Genomic DNA, 18,207 nt, shown 5'->3' with positions numbered 1-18,207 from the left:
GAAATTGTCAGGTGTCGTCAAACCTCGACGACCAGCGCTGGATTGAAGGACGAGTTTTCGAAGCGCATCGGTTCGCCCTTGGGAGGGTACTTGGAGCGCGGGTATCCGCGTGGATTCACGACGAAGCGCGTCTGCCCATGCTCGTAGGAAAAGGAGTCGTGAACGTGGCCGTGAACCCACAGGGCGGGCTGGAGCAATTCTATGAGGGGCCGCAGGTCGCTGATGAAGGCAGGGGTGATGGAGTCCCCCGCATAGCGCGGCGCGATGCTTCCAGGGTGAACGCCATGGTGCGTGATGACGACCGTACGGCCGGCAAACGGCGTGCTCAGCTTGGTTCTGAGCAGCCGCAACGACTTCCGGTGCGCCGCTGCAGCGTCGGAAGGGTCGAAGTGCCTGAGCTCCCCCTTGCGGCGCAGCGCAATCGCGCGGTGGTCCACCAGCATCGAACGCGCGGCGTGCATGCTGTAGGCGGCAGAACCACCGTTTGTGCCCAGCAGGTAGTTGGTCCACAACGTGGCGCCGAAGAAGCGTACACCCCCAAACTGCACCAAGCGGTTGTGCAGCAGCGTGACGCCGGCCTTCGGCAGCTCACGGCTCAGTTGGCGCAAGGCGTCGCTCATGACCGCAGAATAAAATTCATGATTGCCAGGGACGAACAAAACTGGCCGGCCGGCGGCGGCGTAGTTCGACACCAGTTCGCGCAGCGGGCCTAGGTCGCGCGTCAGGACGATGTCGCCCGCGAGAACGAGCGCATCCGCGAGGACAGGCAGTGGGCCGGAGGCGTAGAACTCCAAATGGAGGTCCGACAGGACATGCAGCTTCATGAGTTCCCCTGGGTGGTCTTGGCCACTCGTTCGTATTCCGCCGGGTTTGTTGGCAGCCCCGCGAGCCGGAGGTGGTCGACCGTGAATTGGAAGGCCATCGCGCGGTTGGTCAGAATCAGCCAAGCGTGGTACGCGCGTAGCCAAAACGGTCCGTAGGAGCCCTTTGGCTTGGCGATGTAGAAGCCGTCGGGGCGGAGCTCTTCGCGCGGCCCTGTATACGGCTGGCCCTTGACCGAATCGACCGTCACCGGGAGGTGCGGCCGAGCCCGGCCACCGAACTTGGTGTGCTCCCACGATTCCTTCATGGCGCCCCCGTCGCCTCGAGCGCCTGCCGCGCGCGCTCCTTGGCTCCGCCGGCGTAGTCGACGGTCAGGACAATGCGCCCGCAGTCAGGGTCCTGCGCCGCGGCGATGAGCCAGGGCACATTCGATAGGGCATGCTTGGCCAACTGCTCGGAGAAGACCGGAATCGCGACAACGGCCTCATCCGTGCAAGAACGCAGCTGTGCGAACCGGGCGCTGTCCAGAGTGGCTCGGAACGTGAAAACCTCGAAGCCGTCACCGCGGAGCACCGCATACAAGTCCCATTCGCCCACTTCCGTGCTCACGTCGGCCTCTTCTCTGAACTCGCGAACCATCGCCTGGAGCGCCGTCTCGCCCGGCTCTACCTTCCCCCCAATGCCGTTGAGCCGCCCCGCCTGCCAAGCGGGGCGAGCTTTGATGATGAGAGCGACCTGGGCGCTGGCCTGCTCAAACGCAAACCCTAAAACGTATTGTTGCATAGGTGACAAGGGCCGGGAAGCGGCCGCGGGGGATGTCACCCATTTAGCGAGCGCTGTTTAGCCGTCGCGCGTCACGCCCTTAGCGCTTGCCGTCGAGCTGGTAGATAAGGTTATATCGGCCCGTTTCGAGCCAGGACAGGTCCACGTGCCAGTAGTAGCGGTCTCGCTCCTGGGCAAGCTTTTCGGCCTGCTCCATGGCCTGCCCAAGCTGTGCGTGGGACCAGCTGTTCACGTCCATCATCTTCTCGAGCACCTGCCCATAGACGCCAAGGCGTCTCGCAAACCCTAGATGGTGCGCCTTGTGACAAATACCGCAAAGGCTGATGAGCCCCCCGAGAGACTGGACGCACATCAGGTCGTCAAAGGCCCACTTTTCGTGGCATTCGACCCGCCCTGCTTCCCCGCAGATTTCGCAGCGGTTTCCTGCCGCCGCGTAGCAGTGGCGACGCAAGGCATCCCACTTGGCTGGAGTGAGGGCCGTTCGCAGATTCTGTTCCCAACTGGAGGAAGGGAGCATCTCGGGGAGCAGCGCAGGCTTGTCAGGGTACTTCCACCGCAGCGGAAGCCAGTTCCAGACGTTGTCAAGGTAGGCCTCCGCGGGCACGTGGAAGCCCAACTCTCGGCTGTATTCCGCCCCTTCCTTCAGGGCGGCGCGTTCATCCCAACGTGGAACGCATAGGGGAATTGCGTTAGCTGTAAGCATAAAGTGATAGTGTCAAGGCAATAGCTGATACTTTCTAGTCTATACCGTAAATAGCAGCCGATTTAGCCTTGCAACGGTATAGGTCTCAAGCTAAAATGTAGGCTCCAACAACGCAGACATGTAGGAATCGACCGACAGATGAAAAGCACTGCAACAGCCTCCACCACGCCCTCCGAGAAACGCCCCGCCCGCGAGGCCGGCAGCGTTGGGACGGCCGTCCTGGAGTCCCGTTCTATTGGGACAACGGGCGTCTTGAATGCCCGTCTGCCAGCTGATTTGCCCCGCGCGGCACCTCGATAGGTCTAAAGTATTCGCTGAATGCTTAAGTGAGCGCGAATGTGAGGATGCCCACATTTGAGCTCTGAAACCGGATGCAGGAAATGTCCTACCTGCGTACATTTCAGCCTATCGATTAAATGGTGTTTACGGAGCTTTTAGATGGTTTACGATTTTAAGGTTGTTTCCAGTACGAAGATTGAAGAGTCGGAGCAAGCCTATTTTTTCCAGCTTCAACGCAACGCTGAACGCGCCCTTGCCGCGGATGCGGTGCAGGCTGGTGACGCCCTCGCTGCATGCGAGTACATGGATTGCGTTGACGGTGGCGACCTGGAGATGGACAAGTCGGTGTATCGCCAGTGCACTTCGCTCGTGATGAGCTACATGTTCTCCGTCGAGAAGAAGGTTGCTGAGGCCCTGACCGCCAAGAGTTGGGCCGCCAAGACGCTGTTCGGCCTCCTGACGGCGCAGAACGAGCAGTTCGAAGACCTGCCGACTTTCCAGATGGTTGCTTGACCTCATTTCCTCCGGCGCTGCTGGCCCGGGGTGTCCTTTGGCGCAGCGGCGATGGTCGCTAGACCGATTAGGACATCGAGAGATGAGTTTTAGCAGCACGCGGGCGCCCAAGGGTGACTCTCGCGTGTGTCAGAGGAGAGTATGTAATGGCAGTCGTGAACCAAAAACTGATTGGGCCAAGCGGCAAGGCGGCCTGGACGTGCCAAGTCACCGGCGAAGTATTGCACTCCGAACGTGCCTTTGAGACGCTCGTGTCGTCGCGTGGCGGCGGCGGCTCGGTAGGTCCCTCCGGGGGCTACGTGGCGCCCCCGCGCATCACTTCGGAGTCCGTTGAGCATCAGGACTTGTTCGTGCGAGATGACGCCGGCGTCGAGCATTCCTTCAGCTGGAACAGTTGGTCCCTGCCCGTACGGCCGGGGAACAGGGTTTCGGTTATGTGGGGTGGCCCAGAAGGAAGTAGCAGTGGCACGTACCTCTTTGCGAGCAACCTGGATACCGGCGAGTCGCGAGAAGACCCGAAGGGGTTCCGGTCGTTCGTGCGGCGCGGCGGCTTGGTGGCCGACGTGATTTGGATGAAGACGATTTACGTGCTCACGTTTCTCGTCACCGCGTTCGCCATGTTCTACCTGCTCGCGAGCTATGCCAACGACCGGCCGCCTCGCTGGCTCGCCGAGTATCCGCCGTACAACGTGGCATACGCGGAGATGGCCAAGGCCAGGGAAGTCACTGTACGCGCCGACCGCCTCCGTCTGACACCTGGTCGTTACGCAGAAACCGAGCGGGTCTATTCGGCATACCGCGCGACGCAAAGGCGCTTGAAGGAGGTTGAATCCGAATTCAATGCGGCCCGCCAGCGCAATTGGACAGTCGCAGGGGCGCTCGAGTTCGCCGCGACGGATGGTACGAAGTACCTGTGGTGGCTGCCGGTGGTTTTCCTTTGCTCGTTGGTCGCGTGCATGGTCGTTGTGCAGGTCCTGATGTCGGGTGCTTCCCAGCACAAGAGGGAAGTGGCCGCCGACGGCATTCGGCGCCAGGCCGGGTCCTTGTTTGCGCAAGGCCTGCTCCAGCAGCCCGCGAAGGCATAGCGCCGTCTCATTTTCGTGAAGCTCGCCAGTATCGGGCGAGCTTCTTTTCTTTTGCCGCGCCTCGGCCTTACTCAAGTTCTACCCGGACCTACGTGCGCGGACGGTTGCGCCCGGTCCTTATGACCTCGCTGACGGTCATTCTCTCCATGCTGCCGGCGGCGATGGGTTTCGGAGCTGGCTCTGAGAACAACGAGCCTCTGGCAGTCGCCATTATCGGCGGCATGGTCAGCTCGACTCTTCTGAGGCTGGTCGTGGTGCCTGCCGCCTACAGCTTGTCCGGTCGCAGAGTGACGGCATAACCGACGCAAGCGGCGAATACTCGCTCTAAGAAAAAGGCACCTCCCGCAGGTGCCTTTCCCTTTGCATTGCAGATGAACGAGGCCCGGCCCCCTGGCCAGGTTTCCGCGTGCCCCACGCTAGGGGAGGTGCCTTTACTAAGGGCGGCGTCCCTCGCCGTTTGTTAGTGAAAGGATTTAGATGAGAACGAAAATTAACCGCCTGCTGCTCGCCAGCGCGATGACACTCGCCGGAGCGAGCGCCTTTGCGCAAGGCGCGCCGCTTGTGAATCGCGTGCAGCCCCCGACGAACCACGCTCCGGGACAAGTGTCCACGCCTGCGCAGGCTCGAGACGACTTCAAGGCTCTCCCTCCGCCGCTCCATTCGGAGCTCGGCCCCCGCCCGGAGTTGCGTGCACACGCCGAGAAGGTCCAACGCGGTGAGCACGCGCATGCCAGGCGCGCGAAGTTCAAGCCGACCCCGGAGATGCACCGGCTCCACGCCGCGATTGCCGAGAGCCACGCCAACCTGGCAGAGGCCGAGCGTACGGGCGACCAAGCCGCTACCCTGGCCATGAAGCACAGGCTCAAGCGGGACCACGCCGCGCTGCGTGCAGCACGTGCCGAGCTGAAGCAGCGCGCGGACGCCGAATTCCGGCATTCCGAGTTCCGAGGCGGCCGACCACCAGGCCCTGATGCCGAAGGACGCCATCCGCCTCCCCCGCGCGACGGCTTCGGCCCGCCGCCCGCCCGGCCAGCTCCGCAACCTGCGCGCTGAACCGACAGGCCCCAAGCCCCGCCCTGCTTCGTGCAGCGCGGGGCTTTTTCATGGGCCGCGGCTAAACCAGGTAGCTGCACGCAATTGCTATAGCGCTCCGTCTGACCCATTGGCTAGACGGGTCAGCTTCCCCAACACGAAGGATTCCGAATGACATTCAACCGCATCTCTGTTGCTACCGCCCTGTGCGTTGCAGCATCCGTGTGCCTGGCGCAGTCCCCGTCGCTGGCCGGCGCGCCGAGCTCGGGCGCCCGCCAAATCTGGCTGGACCCCGCCAGCGTCCCCGGTGGCGCTCACGCAATTCCTGCCAATGCGGAAACAGACGCCATCGAAGCTCGCATCAACGCCACCTTCGAGCGACTGGGTAAGGCGAAAACGCAAGGCGACATCGACTCGATGGCGGCCGTCAAGCAGAAGCTGAAGGCGGACTTCGAGGAGCTCAAGGCCAAGCGCCTTCTCATCCAGGCAGCGCAAGGTGGCAAAGACCCCGGCGCACCGCTGCGAGGTCTGCCGCTGGGCTCGCGCGCCGGCTCGGCCGGGCAGGCGCCCGGTCGCTAACCGCAGTCCGTTCAGGCCCGGAAATCGACGCAGCATATGACCACCCCTCTCCAATTCGTGGAATCCCTGAGGGCGCTCCCAGCCTTCCCGGATGTCTTCAATCCATGGCGAGACCACGACCCGGTGAACGACCAGAACGAACTGGGCCCCAGCATCCGGGCAGCCAATCTGGAGCGTTACCTGGCCGCGCGGGTGGGCAAGGCCCGCCTGCTGTTGGTAGCAGAGGCACCCGGCCACAGAGGTTGCCGCGTCAGTGGCATTGCAATGACGTCGGAGCGCATCATGCTCGGGCACCACCCGGTGATTCCACACCACGCGGTCTTCGAGGGACCGAAGCAGCAGACCAGCCTCCCGGAGCTGCACAAAAAGGGGGCCAACGAGCAGACTGCCAGCACCGTATGGGGCTTGCTGCTCTCCCTCGGACTGGCCCCGGAAGAATTCGTTCTCTGGAACGCCTTTCCGTGTCACCCGCACAAGCCCGGTGAACCGCTGTCGAACCGTGCCCCAACGCCGAAAGAGGTGGCTGCCTGCGCGGACGTGCTTCGTGACATGCTGACCTTGCTAGGTACGGCCCGTGTTGTTGCGGTCGGCCGAGTGGCCCAACGGCAACTGCAGGTCCAGGGCGTCGAAGCGCCCTACGTTCGCCACCCGGCGATGGCAGGTATCAATCAGTTTCGCGAACAGGTTCAGGCTCTCGCCTCGTCGTTCCGTTGAAGTGCCGCGCGTGCGCGCGGGATAAGTCCCCTCCCTACACGGCTAGTACCCCATTTTTGGACTTCCGTGGTCATGGACTTCGTTTCTCAATTGGCGCCAGCCTTCTGCGCCGGACTCAGCGGCGCTGCGCTCCTGTGGATGTGGCGAAAGTGCGCATCCCGGTGGAACAACGCCTTCCCGTTGGTCAAGAAGGCGTTGGAGCTCTCGCTGTGGGCCTGGGCCATAGCATCCGCGGGTTGGTTCCTCTACGCCGTCGGGCATGCGCCGGACTTCAAGCTCGCGCTCGTTGCAGGCTTGACCGGCTTCGCCGTTCCAGCCATCTACAACCTCCTGAAGTCGCGTCAAGGCGGTAAGGATGAAGTCAAACGCGGGACGAACGTCGCAACCGCTGCTGTCGTCAAGCGTCAGGTCAAAGCGAATCGCAAGCCCACCCGGCTCGAAATCGGGGGCGTGCCGATTCCCTTCGACTCCGAGCCGTACCACCTGCTTTTCGCCGGTTCAACCGGCACAGGCAAGTCGGTCGCCATCAACCAGGTCCTGGACCAGCTCCGTGCAGCCAATGACACGGTGATTCTTGTCGACAGCGGCGGCGGCTTCATGGAGAAGCACTACCGTGCCGACACCGATTTTGTCTTCAACCCATTCGACGCCCGGTGCGTCAACTGGTCGCCCGTTCTCGAGATGCAGGGTGAATGGGATGCCGAAGCCATGGCGCGCTCCATCGTTCCCGATGGTGTCGGTGACAGTAAGGAATGGAATGGATACGCTCAGACACTGGTGTCGTGCGTGCTGCGGCAGCTGTGGTCAAAGAACAAGATGACGTTGCGGGACTTCCTCTACTACGTCCAGGCGGCCACGGTCCCTGAGCTCAAGGAGCTGCTTCAAGGCACAGCTGCGATGGCGCAGCTCTCGTCGGAGAAGACGTTCGGCTCCATCCGGACCATCGCCGCGAACTACCTGACCCCCTACGCATACCTGCCGAATGCCGGTGAGCCGTTTTCCGTGTCGGAGATGATTCGACAGGAACACTCAGGCTTTCTCTATGTCACCTACAGGGACGACCAGCTCGACAGCCTTCGAGCGCTAATCGCCTGCGTGCTGGACGTGGCCGCGCGAACCATTCTTTCGATGCCCCCCGACGAGAACCGTCGAATTTGGCTGGTGCTGGACGAGTTCGCCTCTATCGGCCGCGTGCAGTCCATCGAGGCTGTGGCCACGAAGGCTCGCAAGGCGGGAGGTTGCTTGCTGCTGGGCGTTCAGTCCGTCTCGCAGCTTCGGGACCGATACGGCGAGTTCGGGGCGCAGACCATCCTATCGTGCTTGTCCAGCTGGCTGGTGTTGCGGTGCGCTGACGCAGACACCTCGGAATACATGTCGCGCTATATCGGCGACGTTGAGCTTTTGCGGAAGAACCGCAGCAGCAGCACATCCGACACCGGCGACTCGACGAGCCAGAACGAGCAGCAGGCCACCCAACGGGCCTTGCTGCCGTCGCAGATTCAGGGACTTCCCAACCTGCAAGGGTTTCTGAAGCTGACCGGAAACTACCCCATCTGCCAGGTGAAGCTCGAGCTGCCTGCCAAGCGCCGCCCCACTACTGCCGCCGCTTTTGTGGGCCGGGACTTCACGAAGCGCCCGATGCTGAAGCTCGTGGCTGACGTCCCGGCCGCCGACGCCTCGACGCCCCCACGCCCTGAGGTGGGGGCCGCGGCGAAGCCGAAGGCGCCCGTCCTACCGCTAGGCGGCGCGCCACTTCTGCCAGTCCATCCACAAGCGACGGCGCCTGCCAAGGCCGAGGTCGGACTACTTCCGGCGGATTCGAAGCTCCTTGTTTCCCGAGCTGGCCCTGCCGTCAAGCTTCCCGGCCTCGACCTGCTGCGCCGAGCTCCGCAATCTGATTCCAGCCGCTGACCATGTCGACACCTCACTCGTCCCCATCGCAGTCGAATTCCGGGGGAGGGCCCCGTCCAAAGGGAAAGCGGCCGCGCAGTGGCGCTCACGCCGCGGAAAACGTGTTCTCCTTCCTGGGAACTGGCGGTTCCCGCCCTGCCGGCGGGCCCGGCGCGCAGAAAGCCCCTGCGGCTTCCGTTTCAAGGGGGCCGTCAGCTGCTACGCCTTCACAGCCTGTCGGAGTGAAGGGAAAGCCACGCACAGCTGCGTCGACGGCTCAGACCGGCGCAGCGGCTAGTGCACAGGGCGAGCAGAGCAGGGAAACTGAGAGGAAAGAAGCCAAGCGCGCGCCTGACGCGGCGCCGCTGAGCCTTGGCGGCGCGGTCAAGGGGGCGGTCACCGCCGCTGTGGGTCTCGCAGGCGTGGAGCAGGCGAATTCTAAAGTCGCGGCTTCTGCTGCCTGGCGCGACCAGTTCAAGGCCGAATCGAAGGAACTCAACCGAGCTGCGAACTTCCTGAACTCGGCGCTTCAGCAAGGTAAGGCTCGCGAGGAGATGCTGGTCGCTGCCCAAAGCCGACTTACCGGGCCGCCTCTGGCTCATGTCTCCGACTTGCTTGCAGATTCGGAGTCCCTGGAGCTCATCAAGGAAAAGGTCGGCGCACTCAACAAGGTCGCTGGCGCGCTGCAGCGTGCCGCTGACCGAGGCGACGCCCCTGGCGACGCCATTTCATTTGCGCACAACAAGGGGGTGGCCCAGCACCCAGGCTTGCTGAAGGCGTTGGACGCCGCGGTCGCCGAGCAGCGAGCACCCGAAGGGGCTGCAGGTGCGAGTGCCGCGCCCAGCACCTCGACCGCACAAGTCAAGCCACTGACGGCCTTGGAGGCAAATCGCGAGCTTGTGCTCGAAGCTTCAGACCGCCAGATTGATGCTTCGTCCCAACGCGCGGAACAGCCTGACGCCGCCGCGGCGCGGGAGGTGGTCACAGCTCAGGCTACTGCCACGATAGAAGGGGCCAGCACAGCGTCCGTCGCGAAGGCTCAGCGAGAAGAACCTGCGGCAGTGAAGCAAGGGCCGCCGCAGCCGGCAAAGAGCGCCTCGCATCCTGCCCGACCCACGACCGTCCAAGGGGCGGGGCAACAGGCCAAGGATGTGACTCGCGCCGCTGAAGCACCAACACCGCAGCAGGGCTCCGCTCCAGGGCCCAGGCAGGTTGACGGGCAGGGCGAGCAGGCCAGGGTGGCTGCCGAGCGTGGGCGCGGAAGCGCAGAAGCTCCGGAATCTGCGGCGCCCCTGCGGTCCAATCCAGCCGGTGAGCGCCCCGGTGCCGAACCCGAACCATCTGGATTGCGAAACTCATCCCAAGGTCCAAGCCGCGGGGAGGCCGCACCTGCCGAAAGGCCCGTCGACACCAAGCGTATCGAAGTTGTTCAGCCGTCGGAGGTTCGTGCTTCAGGTGGCCTCGCCCACCCGCAGTCCGGTGCACCAACGAAGGAGATGTCCGAAGCCAAGCCGGTGGTCGCGCGCGAACCCGGCCTGCCGGCTACTGTCGTCGCTGACAAAAACAGTCCTGCTGTTGGCAAGCTTGAGCCATCGCGGGACCTGGAGAAGGCTCTCGCAGCGCCCTCCCCTGCGCCAGCGGCCGTGCCTCGCGCGACCCTGGAACAAACGCTCGCAGAGCACATGCGCAGCCAGGGCTTCGACCGCGAGGCGGTGTCCAAAGTTGGAGAGATTGCGGCTGCTGTGCGCGCGAATGCCAATGTGCGGCCCGAAGGGCAGAGCGTTGTCGTGCTGCACAAGTCCGGCGAGGCCCTTGCCACGGCGACCACCGAGCGCAGCGCTGCCCAGGTGGCGAGGCAGGGCGACACCGTCGTGTTTGCAAAGACGCTGGAGCACATCGCAGAGAAAGGCCTGAACCTTGAAACGGTCAGGAACCTGCGTGCCGCTGCGCCCAACCTCCCTGTGGGGACGACCAATCTTGAAGTGGCCGACCGCGCCGGTCGGGACTTCCTTGAGCGAGCGGACCGTAGCGTGCAACCCCGGGATGCGGCGCAACCGCGGGCCGCCGCAAGCGCACAGCCTGCAGCGGCGCCTGCGGCGGCTGAATTGGGCGATGACACCCTCAAGAGGCGCATCCAGGAGATGCGTGACCGCACAAGGCAGGTCAGCGAGAGCCATCATGAGGCGCCTGCGATTTCCCGCGAGGAGCTCAAGCGGGAGGAACCGGCTGCGAGGGAGCTAGAGAGGGTCAAGGTCTTCAAGCTGGGCGGCGGCTCGTAAACGATGCGCTACGAGAAAAGCCCCGCGATGCGGGGCCTTTGCTTTGCGGAGCCTGGGATTACTCGGCCATGGACATCTCTTCCGCCTCGGCTGCTTCAGGCGCTTCCGAGGCGCGTTCCTGTTCGCCTGCTGTTTCCCTGAAGTCTGGCTCATCAGGCGAACTGGTGGCAGTCTCCTCGCCGAACTTCCTGAAGGTTTCCGCCAGGTCGTGTGGCTTGGTCTCCTGCCCCCGAAACCCGGGCGGCTTGCTCGAAGTCCACGGCCTTGGCTACCTCGACGTCGGGCTTGCCGCGAGACTCCTGGTCGAACCGGTCACGGACGGTGTCCATCTGCTTGTTGTAGGCGGGGTCCGCCAGGCTGTCCAGTCCTTGAATGGTGTTCGACAGCTCTGCCGCTCCCGAGAGCTCCGAAGTAACGCCAAATGATGCGTCTAAACTGCCGGCGAAGAAGCTAAACTGGTTTAGCTTCAGACCTTAAGCTGCTAAAATAGATGCAACGCCTAAGCACTGCCTCTATCTCTTACAGCCTGCCTAAACCCGCACCAAGCGGCGCAAGGGCGGCGTGGCCCTCTCTGCGCTATACGCCAGACAAGGACACTCAACATAAAGACCAATCCAATGACCAACAACAACAAACACAACACCCAGGAAGGTGTCGTCACCGCCCATCCAAAAGGCTTCGGCTTCCTGACCACGGCTGCCGGCGAAGAATTCTTCGTTCCGCCGCCACTCATGCGCAAGGTGGTCCCCGGAGACACCGTTCTCTGCAGCATCGTCGAGTCGCCCAAGAAGCCCGGCCAATTCCAGGCGGGCGACATCCGCGTTCTGGAGCGCAAGCCTTCTACCTGGCAGGGCACCATCAACGTCGTTGACGGCCGGCTGATGCTGGTTCCCGATGCGCCGTGCTTCATGCCCATCGAGGTGCGAGGGCTGACGTTCGCCGCCGCTGGCGTGGTTTCGGTTCGAACCGAGGCCATCGACTTGAAGGCACCGGTTCTCCGGACTCGCCTCGAGCGCATCCTGGGGGCGCGCGACCGCCGCGGCTTCGACCAGGACTACGCACTTGCGCTGCACGATTTTCCCCCGCACTTCGACCGGCGCGCCCACGAGGAAGCGGTTCGCATCCCGCTGAGCTTGTCGGCTGACGACCTCAAGGGTCGCGCGGACCTACGCCAGATTCCCTTTGTTACCATCGATGGTGAGTCCACCCGGGATTTCGATGACGCCGTTTACGGCCTGCCTTTGACTTCTGGGGGCGCGAAGGTCTACGTGGCCATCGCCGACGTCTCTCACTACGTCAAGCCGGGCAGTGCTCTGGACCGTGCGGCGCGCGAGCGTGGCACCTCGGTCTACTTGCCGGGCAAGACGGTTCCGATGCTTCCCGAGAAGCTCTCCAACGGGGTCTGCTCCTTGGTTCCGGGCGAAGACCGCCTCGTGGTGGTCGCCGAGCTGGAGCTGGACGCCGACGCTCGCGTGCTGAGCAAGAAGTTCTATCGCGCTGTAATGCGCTCGGCAGCGCGCCTCACGTACAACCAGGTTCAGGCCTGGTTTGACAACGCGACGCACCTTCCGCACAGCATCGAAACGTCGCTGACGGCGTTGACGGCGGTCTTCCGCAAATTGCTCGCAGCACGCGAGGTCCGCGGCCAGCTGTCCTTTGATGACAAGGAGGCAAAGCTGGTCATCCGCGAGGATGGCGAGTACAGCCTGGAATTCGAACAACGCACGGACGCCCACAAGCTCGTCGAAGAGCTGATGCTGCTGGCAAACAATGCCGTCGGCCAACACCTGAAGGACAAGCTGCCCGCCGGCCTCTTCCGGCACCAGGCAACCCCCGAAATGGAAGATTGGACGGAGCTCAAGGACTGGGCTACCGCGCACGGCCTGACGCTCGAGGGTGAAACGCCCGCTCTGCCCGCTCTCGCTCAGCTCATCAAGAGCGCGCATGAAGGCGGCAGCGGCCTCAAGGCTGAGTTGGCAGTTCGGGGCGTCATGCAGTCCGCTGTGTACCAACCGGGCACCGCCAGCCACTTCTCCCTGGGCTATGCGGCGTACACGCACTTCACGAGTCCGATTCGTCGGCTGGTTGACCTGCTGGTGCACCGGCTCCTGCTGGGCGAGGACCTCGGCGAGTCCGTGGTTTCGCTAGGTGAGCAGTGCTCGCGACGCGCGCACGGTTCGCGAATGGCCGAACGCTATGTCTGGGACCGCATCAAGAAGCGGCTGCTCGCACGCGACGTCGCGAAGAGCGACCTGCTCAACGCCCACGTGGTCAGCTCCAGCCGGCGCGGATTGCGGGTGGTGATTCCAGCCTGGCAGTGCTCTGCGCTGTTGGAGTCGGATGTGCTGCAGGCCCACGGCTGTGAGTACGATGCCGAGGCCGGCCACTGGGTCAACGGCGCCGTCTGGGAACCTGGCCACAAGCTCAGCGTCAGCTGGGTGGACCTCGAGGACGCGGACGGCCGCACCGAGCTCTACGCGATTCCGGAGGCGGTCCGCCCGCGTCTGTACTAAGTGATTTCAAGCCCCTATCGGTTATCCGGCGGGGGCTTTTCTTTGGGCGAGCCCCGCCCGAATTGGCAATAAATTGGCGATAAAGCCGGATATGCGTCAGTTTATTGACGCGCTGACCTGAATGAAGGCATTGAATCATGCGTGTTGCGTATACCTCAAAGAATTGGCTGCTCTCGGAGGGCGGAACCCTTCAGGGCTTGAGCCTCGGTTTCGACCACTGCGCTGAGCACGGCTGTGGCGTCAAGCCGTTGATGGCCGCGCTGGGCATCGCCCTGCCGCAGTTTCCGCAGGGAGTCGAAGACCACCGAATCCAGGTCGTTCCCGACCTACTGGCGTACATCGAGTATGAGGGTCGGTCCAAGGACAAGCGGTTCAAGCCCTATCCTGCCGCGCTGCTGATGTACAGCTGCGACTTGGCCGCTCTGCCGCCGGGTCGGCCCCGCACCCAGGCAATGGAGCTCGTTCGCGAGACGCACACCGAATTCTGGCCCGACCACCCGCAGAAGCTCGGCGCCAAGGCTCGCGATGACCTCATGACCGCCTGGAATCGGAATGGGTTTGCCATCCATGTACGCGGCGCCGAGAACATCGCACGGTTGCGCGAGCTTCACGAAGCAATTCAGCGAAAGGACGTTGTCCTGGCGATGCCCTGGTCTCACTCGTTCCTGCGCGGTGGCCTGAGCTTTGCCATTCTCGGGGCGCTCACCGCTGACGACAAAGCCGCTGCGGCCACGCGCTACGCAGACGCGAAGGCCTTGTCCCTGGCGGCCGAGGCGACCGGCATCGAAGTTCGGCTCAAGGCCGCGGGCATGCGGGTTGACAGCATTCGTGCGGATTGGGCCGACGAACGCAAGCAGGGGGTGGTCTTCTTCATGTCCCCTCACTACTCCCACAAAGCGCGCTACGGCTGGTACACGGTCGCTGACCTTGACGCATGGATTGCTGGCACCGGCCCGGTGCGGGCCCATCCGGAGCTGACGGTGTACGAGGAGCAGCCCGCTGCCCGCGAGTGGTCCATCCGCCTGCTGCGGGGCTTGAACAAGCAGGGCATTCAGCAGCGCTTTCACTCGCAGCTCGTCTGGAAGGACGAGGCTGCCAAGGTGCCTGGCATCAACCTCAGAGTGCACTACCAGAGCGAGCACCTCCTTGCTTCGGGCATATACGACTTCGAAGAGCTTATGACGCAGTACGCGGACCCGCTAGAGCACCCGGTGCCTTACGACCGGCTGGAGGCAGCCGCGATTTAGGCGGTCCGCGGGGGCCTGCCCTATACGAAGAAGGCAACCCTCAAAGGAACTCATGAGCAAACAAAACATCGTCATCTACCACGCGGACTGTCCAGATGGTTTCGCCGCAGCGCTTGCTGCCTGGCTGAAGCTACGGGATACCGCCGACTACCTGCCGTACCAATACGGCATGGCGCCCCCGGATGTCACCGGCAAGGCCGTGTACATCGTCGACTTCTCGTTCCCGCGCGAACAGGTCGAGGCCCTGGAGGCTGTCGCAACACGCGTCGTGCTTCTCGACCACCACCAGACCGCCATCGACAAGCTTGCGGGCTACAAGTGCACCTGCGGGAAGGTCCGCCTCGTGCGCGACGCCAAGGCTGGTGCATCCGAGCCTGCGACCGTGCACCGGCACAGCAGTCACACGGCGCTTGACATCTCGAAGTCGGGCGCCCGCCTCGCGTGGGAGTACTTTCACGGTCAGTTCGATGTGCCTGAACTTGTTCAGTTCGTCGAAGACCGTGACCTGTGGCTCTGGCACTTCGGGGACCACACGCGGCACTTCCTCGCCAAGCTCGACTCGCTTCCCATGGATTTTCCGACGTGGAATCGGGTGCTGCAGATGAACGAGGGCGAGCGCGCAACGTTCATGGCGGCCGGCCAGGCAATGTGCCAGAAATTTGACGCCATTGTCGCGACCATCGCCAAGGAGGCCGTGCCGGTCAGCGTCATGGGGCACCAGGGACTGATGGTGTGCGGGCCGCGGGAACTCGCCAGCGATGTTGGCGCGCTGCTTGCCAAGCAAGCGGGCACTTTCGCAGCCGTCTGGACACTCGAGAACACCGGCCAGCTGAAGCTCTCGCTGCGGGGCGTCCGCGGCTTCGACGTTCGGGCGCTGGCGGAGGCTTTCGGCGGCGGTGGTCACAAGGAGGCTGCGGCGCTGCGCCTTCCGGCTACCCGCATCACCGACCTGGTTGCAGGCGTACTGAACCCTACGCCGGCAAGCTGATTTTGAGCCCCTCCTCCCCAGCTACGGCCCGGCGAGCGAGGGGCTTTTCTATTGCCGCCGGCCAACATCGGCAGCAGCAACCTGGCCCCAGCTCCGGGGGCGACTTTGGCGTTCAGGGCGTGTGTTTTGGCCAGGCCTTGACGCCCGCCAGCTCAAGACGCCGCATCACATCCGCGTGTTCCAGCACCAGCACCCGTTCGCCCGGGCCCATGTAGGCCGCACCACGGTCAAAGTGGAAGTGGGAGCGGTGGAGCAGGCTGCGCTTGAGCCGGTTGTGTCCGCAGTAAGTGAGCGCAACGCCGGGCTCAAAGGGGTTACCTGTGACCTCGAGGACCTCGCCGTCGCCAAGGTCCACCGTCAGCGCTTTGTGTGCGCGCCGGCCCTCTCCGCAAAGGGCGCGACCCCATGTGAGGAAGGGTTCGGCGTACTCGAGCAACTGCTCATCCAGCAGGTGCTCCTCTCTGATGAAGCCGGAGGTGCGGTCGCGAGTCAGCTGCGCGTGTGTCACATTGAATTCCCCTGCTTCGTGGGCGACGCGCATGACCAAGGGGCAGGCTTCGAGCAACGGAATGAGCGAGTTCAGCTCGACTTCGTCGGCGAGGGACAGCCCGTCGAGCCAGCCCGTTCCGTTCCGCGGGTTGTAGGCATCGAGGATGCTGTGGTAGCGGGATGGTCGCCCTGCCCGGCGAGTCAGAAGCAAGCCCTCGTGATTTCCGAGAACGGCCTTGAACCAAGGCTGGCGCAGCAGCCCGAGGCAGTCCAGGTTCTGCGGCCCGCGGTCGACCAGGTCCCCTACCGAGAACAGCCGGTCGCGCGACGGATTGAATCGCACGGCGACCAGCTCTGCAACCAGCTCCGCGTAACGGCCGTGGATGTCTGAGACGATGAAGTCCCTGCCACCCGCTCGGCTATTTGTGCCGATGGCGGCAAATGGGGCGCCAGGGAAGATGCGGTATTTGTCGGTCATTACGTGGAATCCAATTCCACGTAAAGCGACCGGCTTTAACCCTTTTCCCCAGGTCCCTCGTTGTCTGCCTGACCCTAGATTGAACGTCTAAAACGCATCTTTTGGCGTTTCAGCCTTGCCGTGCTATAATGCTTTCACGCTGTGGAATACGCAGCCCACTTTCGAACTGTCCTGGGCGCAAAACCCCTGTCCTCACCGACAGGGGTTTTTGCATTTGGCGGGCGTCGTGGCCATCCCGCCGGATGCGCCGGCCAAGAAAAAGCACCCGCGGAGGGGTGCTTAATGAAGGGCGAGCCCTACGCTGGAACCAAGTTGGAGAACTGTTCCCCGGCGAAGAGCTTCTTGTACGTAAACAGCAGCTGGGTGGCTTGGCGCTCGAACATGCCTGACATTAAATTCGGCTGGCGAGACCAGGCGTATTCACCGAAGCTGTAAGCAAGCCAATGCTCGAAGCTTGTGTCGAGCTCTGCCGCGTATGGCCGTGCTACCAAGTGGCCTGAGCAACGTCGGAGAAACTCCGCAACTTGCTCGACACCCCAGCCGCAGAACTCGAAGCAATTCGCGAGATTCGTGTCGAGCTTGCTGCCGAAGTAGTCCTCCGCGGGGCTGAAGCCATTCGGATGCGGCGGATTTCCGAGCTGCTCCATTCGAAGGAGCAGGTACTGCGAAACCAGGTAGTCGAAGTTGTGGACGACGAGACCTGGGTGCTCGCCTGAGCCGCCGCCCAGCACCAGGTTGGAGGGGGTGCAACCGAAATCGGATGCTCCGCGCGCCGCCTTGACGGTGGCGTTGGAGTGGTAGACCGGATAGCCCGCGAGCGTGCCGACGCGTTTGTGAGGGATGGTATCGATGTAGCTCATGATGAGGTTGATGTTGTCCTGTCGCCTATAGGGACATCGGGTCCCTCGGCTATTGCGGAAGAAAGGAACGGCCGCCTCGAAGACGAGGCGGCCGTGAATCAGAAGGCTGGCAATCTGCGATGCTGCGTCCACCATGCGGCGAACTCGAAGAGCGAGCGATGGACGCTATCGTGAGGGTACTTGCCCTCAAGGCCCCTGTTGGGAGAATCGACGTTCTGGTAGTCGACCCAGGCGCGATGCACGCGTTCTGAGATGCCGTCGAAGTTCTCGAGCAGGTCGTCGACGAATGCAGCGGGCTGCAAGTCGGCGATGGCGTCGAGCTTGGGATTCCGGTGGTCATCACCGCGGCCGGTGGCAATGACGCGCTCCACAGGAAACCCCAACTTCTGGAGGTTTTGGTGTCGCGCGCCGGCGTACTTCTTGGGCATCGAGCTTACGCAGACAATGCGCCAGCTCGCGGCCGAGAGCAGCTTGGCGCCTTCAACGGCGCCCTCGAGAGGCTCCATCGTCGACCAGAATCGGTCGTCGAACGCATCGAAAAACTGCTCCTTTTGAGCTTGGTCACGGAAGGCCACGCCGTATTCATTGGAAGCGTGGTAGCAGTTGTCTCGCACACGGGGCAAGTCGCTTCCGAACGCTGCGCGCCAGACACGCGGGTAGGTGGCGTTGTAGTCCAGCTTGACGCCATCACAGTCGATGGCGAGCACATTGTTTTCAGTCATCTAGGTTCCTTCAAAGGGATTGGGTGCCTTCTAGGTCTAGGGACCGTCCATTCGCCCTATAGGGCCCACGTCAGGGCCGGAGGCTTCTGGAGACCGAGGTGACCGCTCGTCTCGGCTTGAAAGCATCATTCCCGCAGCCCCTCTCAGGGGCTGCTTTTTTGTTCTCTGCTCGGGCTTGTGGTCGGCAGCGCTGCCTACTACACTGGCCCATTCAGCAATGGCAACACTGAG

Annotated in this window: 17 protein-coding genes and 1 pseudogene; 11 read left to right on the top strand and 7 right to left on the bottom strand. The window is 63.2% G+C overall.

Features of this window, described 5'->3' with window-relative positions:
* Positions 1–17 precede the first annotated feature (17 nt).
* The 4 genes from WDLP6_RS30680 to WDLP6_RS30665 all read right to left on the bottom strand — a co-directional run bounded on the left by WDLP6_RS30680 (position 18) and on the right by WDLP6_RS30665 (position 2,221).
* The gene (locus WDLP6_RS30680) at positions 18–824 is read right to left on the bottom strand and encodes a metallophosphoesterase (protein WP_162571018.1); all 807 of its coding nucleotides are present in this window, start codon (positions 822–824) and stop codon (positions 18–20) included.
* Positions 821–1,129, bottom strand: coding sequence for a hypothetical protein (locus tag WDLP6_RS30675; protein ID WP_162571017.1), 309 nt, complete (start codon positions 1,127–1,129; stop codon positions 821–823). The genes WDLP6_RS30680 and WDLP6_RS30675 overlap by 4 nt, the downstream gene beginning before the upstream one ends.
* On the bottom strand, positions 1,126–1,605 hold the full coding sequence (locus WDLP6_RS30670; protein WP_162571016.1) for an NUDIX domain-containing protein: 480 nt from the start codon (positions 1,603–1,605) through the stop codon (positions 1,126–1,128). The genes WDLP6_RS30675 and WDLP6_RS30670 overlap by 4 nt, the downstream gene beginning before the upstream one ends.
* A 79-nt stretch (positions 1,606–1,684) precedes the next feature.
* Positions 1,685–2,221: a hypothetical protein gene (locus WDLP6_RS30665; RefSeq protein WP_162571015.1), complete on the bottom strand. Its 537-nt coding sequence runs from the start codon at positions 2,219–2,221 to the stop codon at positions 1,685–1,687.
* A gap of 525 nt (positions 2,222–2,746) precedes the next feature.
* Between WDLP6_RS30665 and WDLP6_RS30660 the strand changes: the two genes are divergently transcribed.
* The 11 genes and pseudogenes from WDLP6_RS30660 to WDLP6_RS30610 all read left to right on the top strand — a co-directional run bounded on the left by WDLP6_RS30660 (position 2,747) and on the right by WDLP6_RS30610 (position 15,427).
* The gene (locus WDLP6_RS30660; RefSeq protein ID WP_162571014.1) at positions 2,747–3,100 is read left to right on the top strand and encodes a hypothetical protein; all 354 of its coding nucleotides are present in this window, start codon (positions 2,747–2,749) and stop codon (positions 3,098–3,100) included.
* A 146-nt stretch (positions 3,101–3,246) separates the two neighbouring features.
* Positions 3,247–4,185: a hypothetical protein gene (locus WDLP6_RS30655; RefSeq protein ID WP_162571013.1), complete on the top strand. Its 939-nt coding sequence runs from the start codon at positions 3,247–3,249 to the stop codon at positions 4,183–4,185.
* A gap of 101 nt (positions 4,186–4,286) precedes the next feature.
* Positions 4,287–4,484 (top strand): annotated as a pseudogene (locus tag WDLP6_RS30650) (efflux RND transporter permease subunit); the annotation flags it as partial.
* A 178-nt stretch (positions 4,485–4,662) separates the two neighbouring features.
* Positions 4,663–5,238, top strand: a complete 576-nt coding sequence (locus WDLP6_RS30645) for a hypothetical protein (protein WP_162571012.1) — start codon at positions 4,663–4,665, stop codon at positions 5,236–5,238.
* Between the two features lie 150 nt (positions 5,239–5,388).
* Positions 5,389–5,796, top strand: coding sequence for a hypothetical protein (locus WDLP6_RS30640; RefSeq protein ID WP_162571011.1), 408 nt, complete (start codon positions 5,389–5,391; stop codon positions 5,794–5,796).
* 36 nt (positions 5,797–5,832) lie between these two features.
* Positions 5,833–6,510, top strand: coding sequence for a uracil-DNA glycosylase (locus WDLP6_RS30635; protein ID WP_162577707.1), 678 nt, complete (start codon positions 5,833–5,835; stop codon positions 6,508–6,510).
* Positions 6,511–6,582: 72 nt separating this feature from the next.
* Positions 6,583–8,421, top strand: a complete 1,839-nt coding sequence (locus WDLP6_RS30630) for a type IV secretion system DNA-binding domain-containing protein (RefSeq protein ID WP_162571009.1) — start codon at positions 6,583–6,585, stop codon at positions 8,419–8,421.
* Between the two features lie 401 nt (positions 8,422–8,822).
* Positions 8,823–10,679 (top strand): hypothetical protein, encoded by a 1,857-nt coding sequence (locus tag WDLP6_RS30625; protein WP_162571008.1) that lies wholly within the window; start codon positions 8,823–8,825, stop codon positions 10,677–10,679.
* A gap of 617 nt (positions 10,680–11,296) precedes the next feature.
* Positions 11,297–13,192: a ribonuclease R family protein gene (locus tag WDLP6_RS30620; protein WP_162571007.1), complete on the top strand. Its 1,896-nt coding sequence runs from the start codon at positions 11,297–11,299 to the stop codon at positions 13,190–13,192.
* A gap of 137 nt (positions 13,193–13,329) precedes the next feature.
* Positions 13,330–14,439, top strand: a complete 1,110-nt coding sequence (locus WDLP6_RS30615; protein WP_162571006.1) for a hypothetical protein — start codon at positions 13,330–13,332, stop codon at positions 14,437–14,439.
* Between the two features lie 52 nt (positions 14,440–14,491).
* Positions 14,492–15,427 carry a DHHA1 domain-containing protein gene (locus WDLP6_RS30610; protein WP_162571005.1) on the top strand — a complete coding sequence of 312 codons (936 nt, stop codon included), beginning with the start codon at positions 14,492–14,494 and terminating at the stop codon, positions 15,425–15,427.
* Between the two features lie 112 nt (positions 15,428–15,539).
* On the opposite strand, the gene WDLP6_RS30605 is transcribed toward WDLP6_RS30610, so the two are convergent.
* The 3 genes from WDLP6_RS30605 to WDLP6_RS30595 all read right to left on the bottom strand — a co-directional run bounded on the left by WDLP6_RS30605 (position 15,540) and on the right by WDLP6_RS30595 (position 17,976).
* The gene (locus tag WDLP6_RS30605) at positions 15,540–16,394 is read right to left on the bottom strand and encodes a metallophosphoesterase (protein ID WP_162571004.1); all 855 of its coding nucleotides are present in this window, start codon (positions 16,392–16,394) and stop codon (positions 15,540–15,542) included.
* 296 nt (positions 16,395–16,690) lie between these two features.
* Entirely contained in the window at positions 16,691–17,389 is a 699-nt protein-coding gene (locus WDLP6_RS30600) for a hypothetical protein (protein ID WP_162571003.1), read from the bottom strand.
* On the bottom strand, positions 17,353–17,976 hold the full coding sequence (locus tag WDLP6_RS30595) for an HAD family hydrolase (protein ID WP_162571002.1): 624 nt from the start codon (positions 17,974–17,976) through the stop codon (positions 17,353–17,355). The genes WDLP6_RS30600 and WDLP6_RS30595 overlap by 37 nt, the downstream gene beginning before the upstream one ends.
* Positions 17,977–18,207 lie beyond the last annotated feature (231 nt).

Origin of the sequence: Variovorax sp. PBL-E5 (genome assembly GCF_901827185.1) — a bacterium.
In the GTDB taxonomy this organism is placed as follows: Bacteria; Pseudomonadota; Gammaproteobacteria; order Burkholderiales; family Burkholderiaceae_C; genus Variovorax.
Note: the sequence above shows the minus strand (reverse complement) of the source record. Positions and strands in the feature narration are given on the sequence as shown.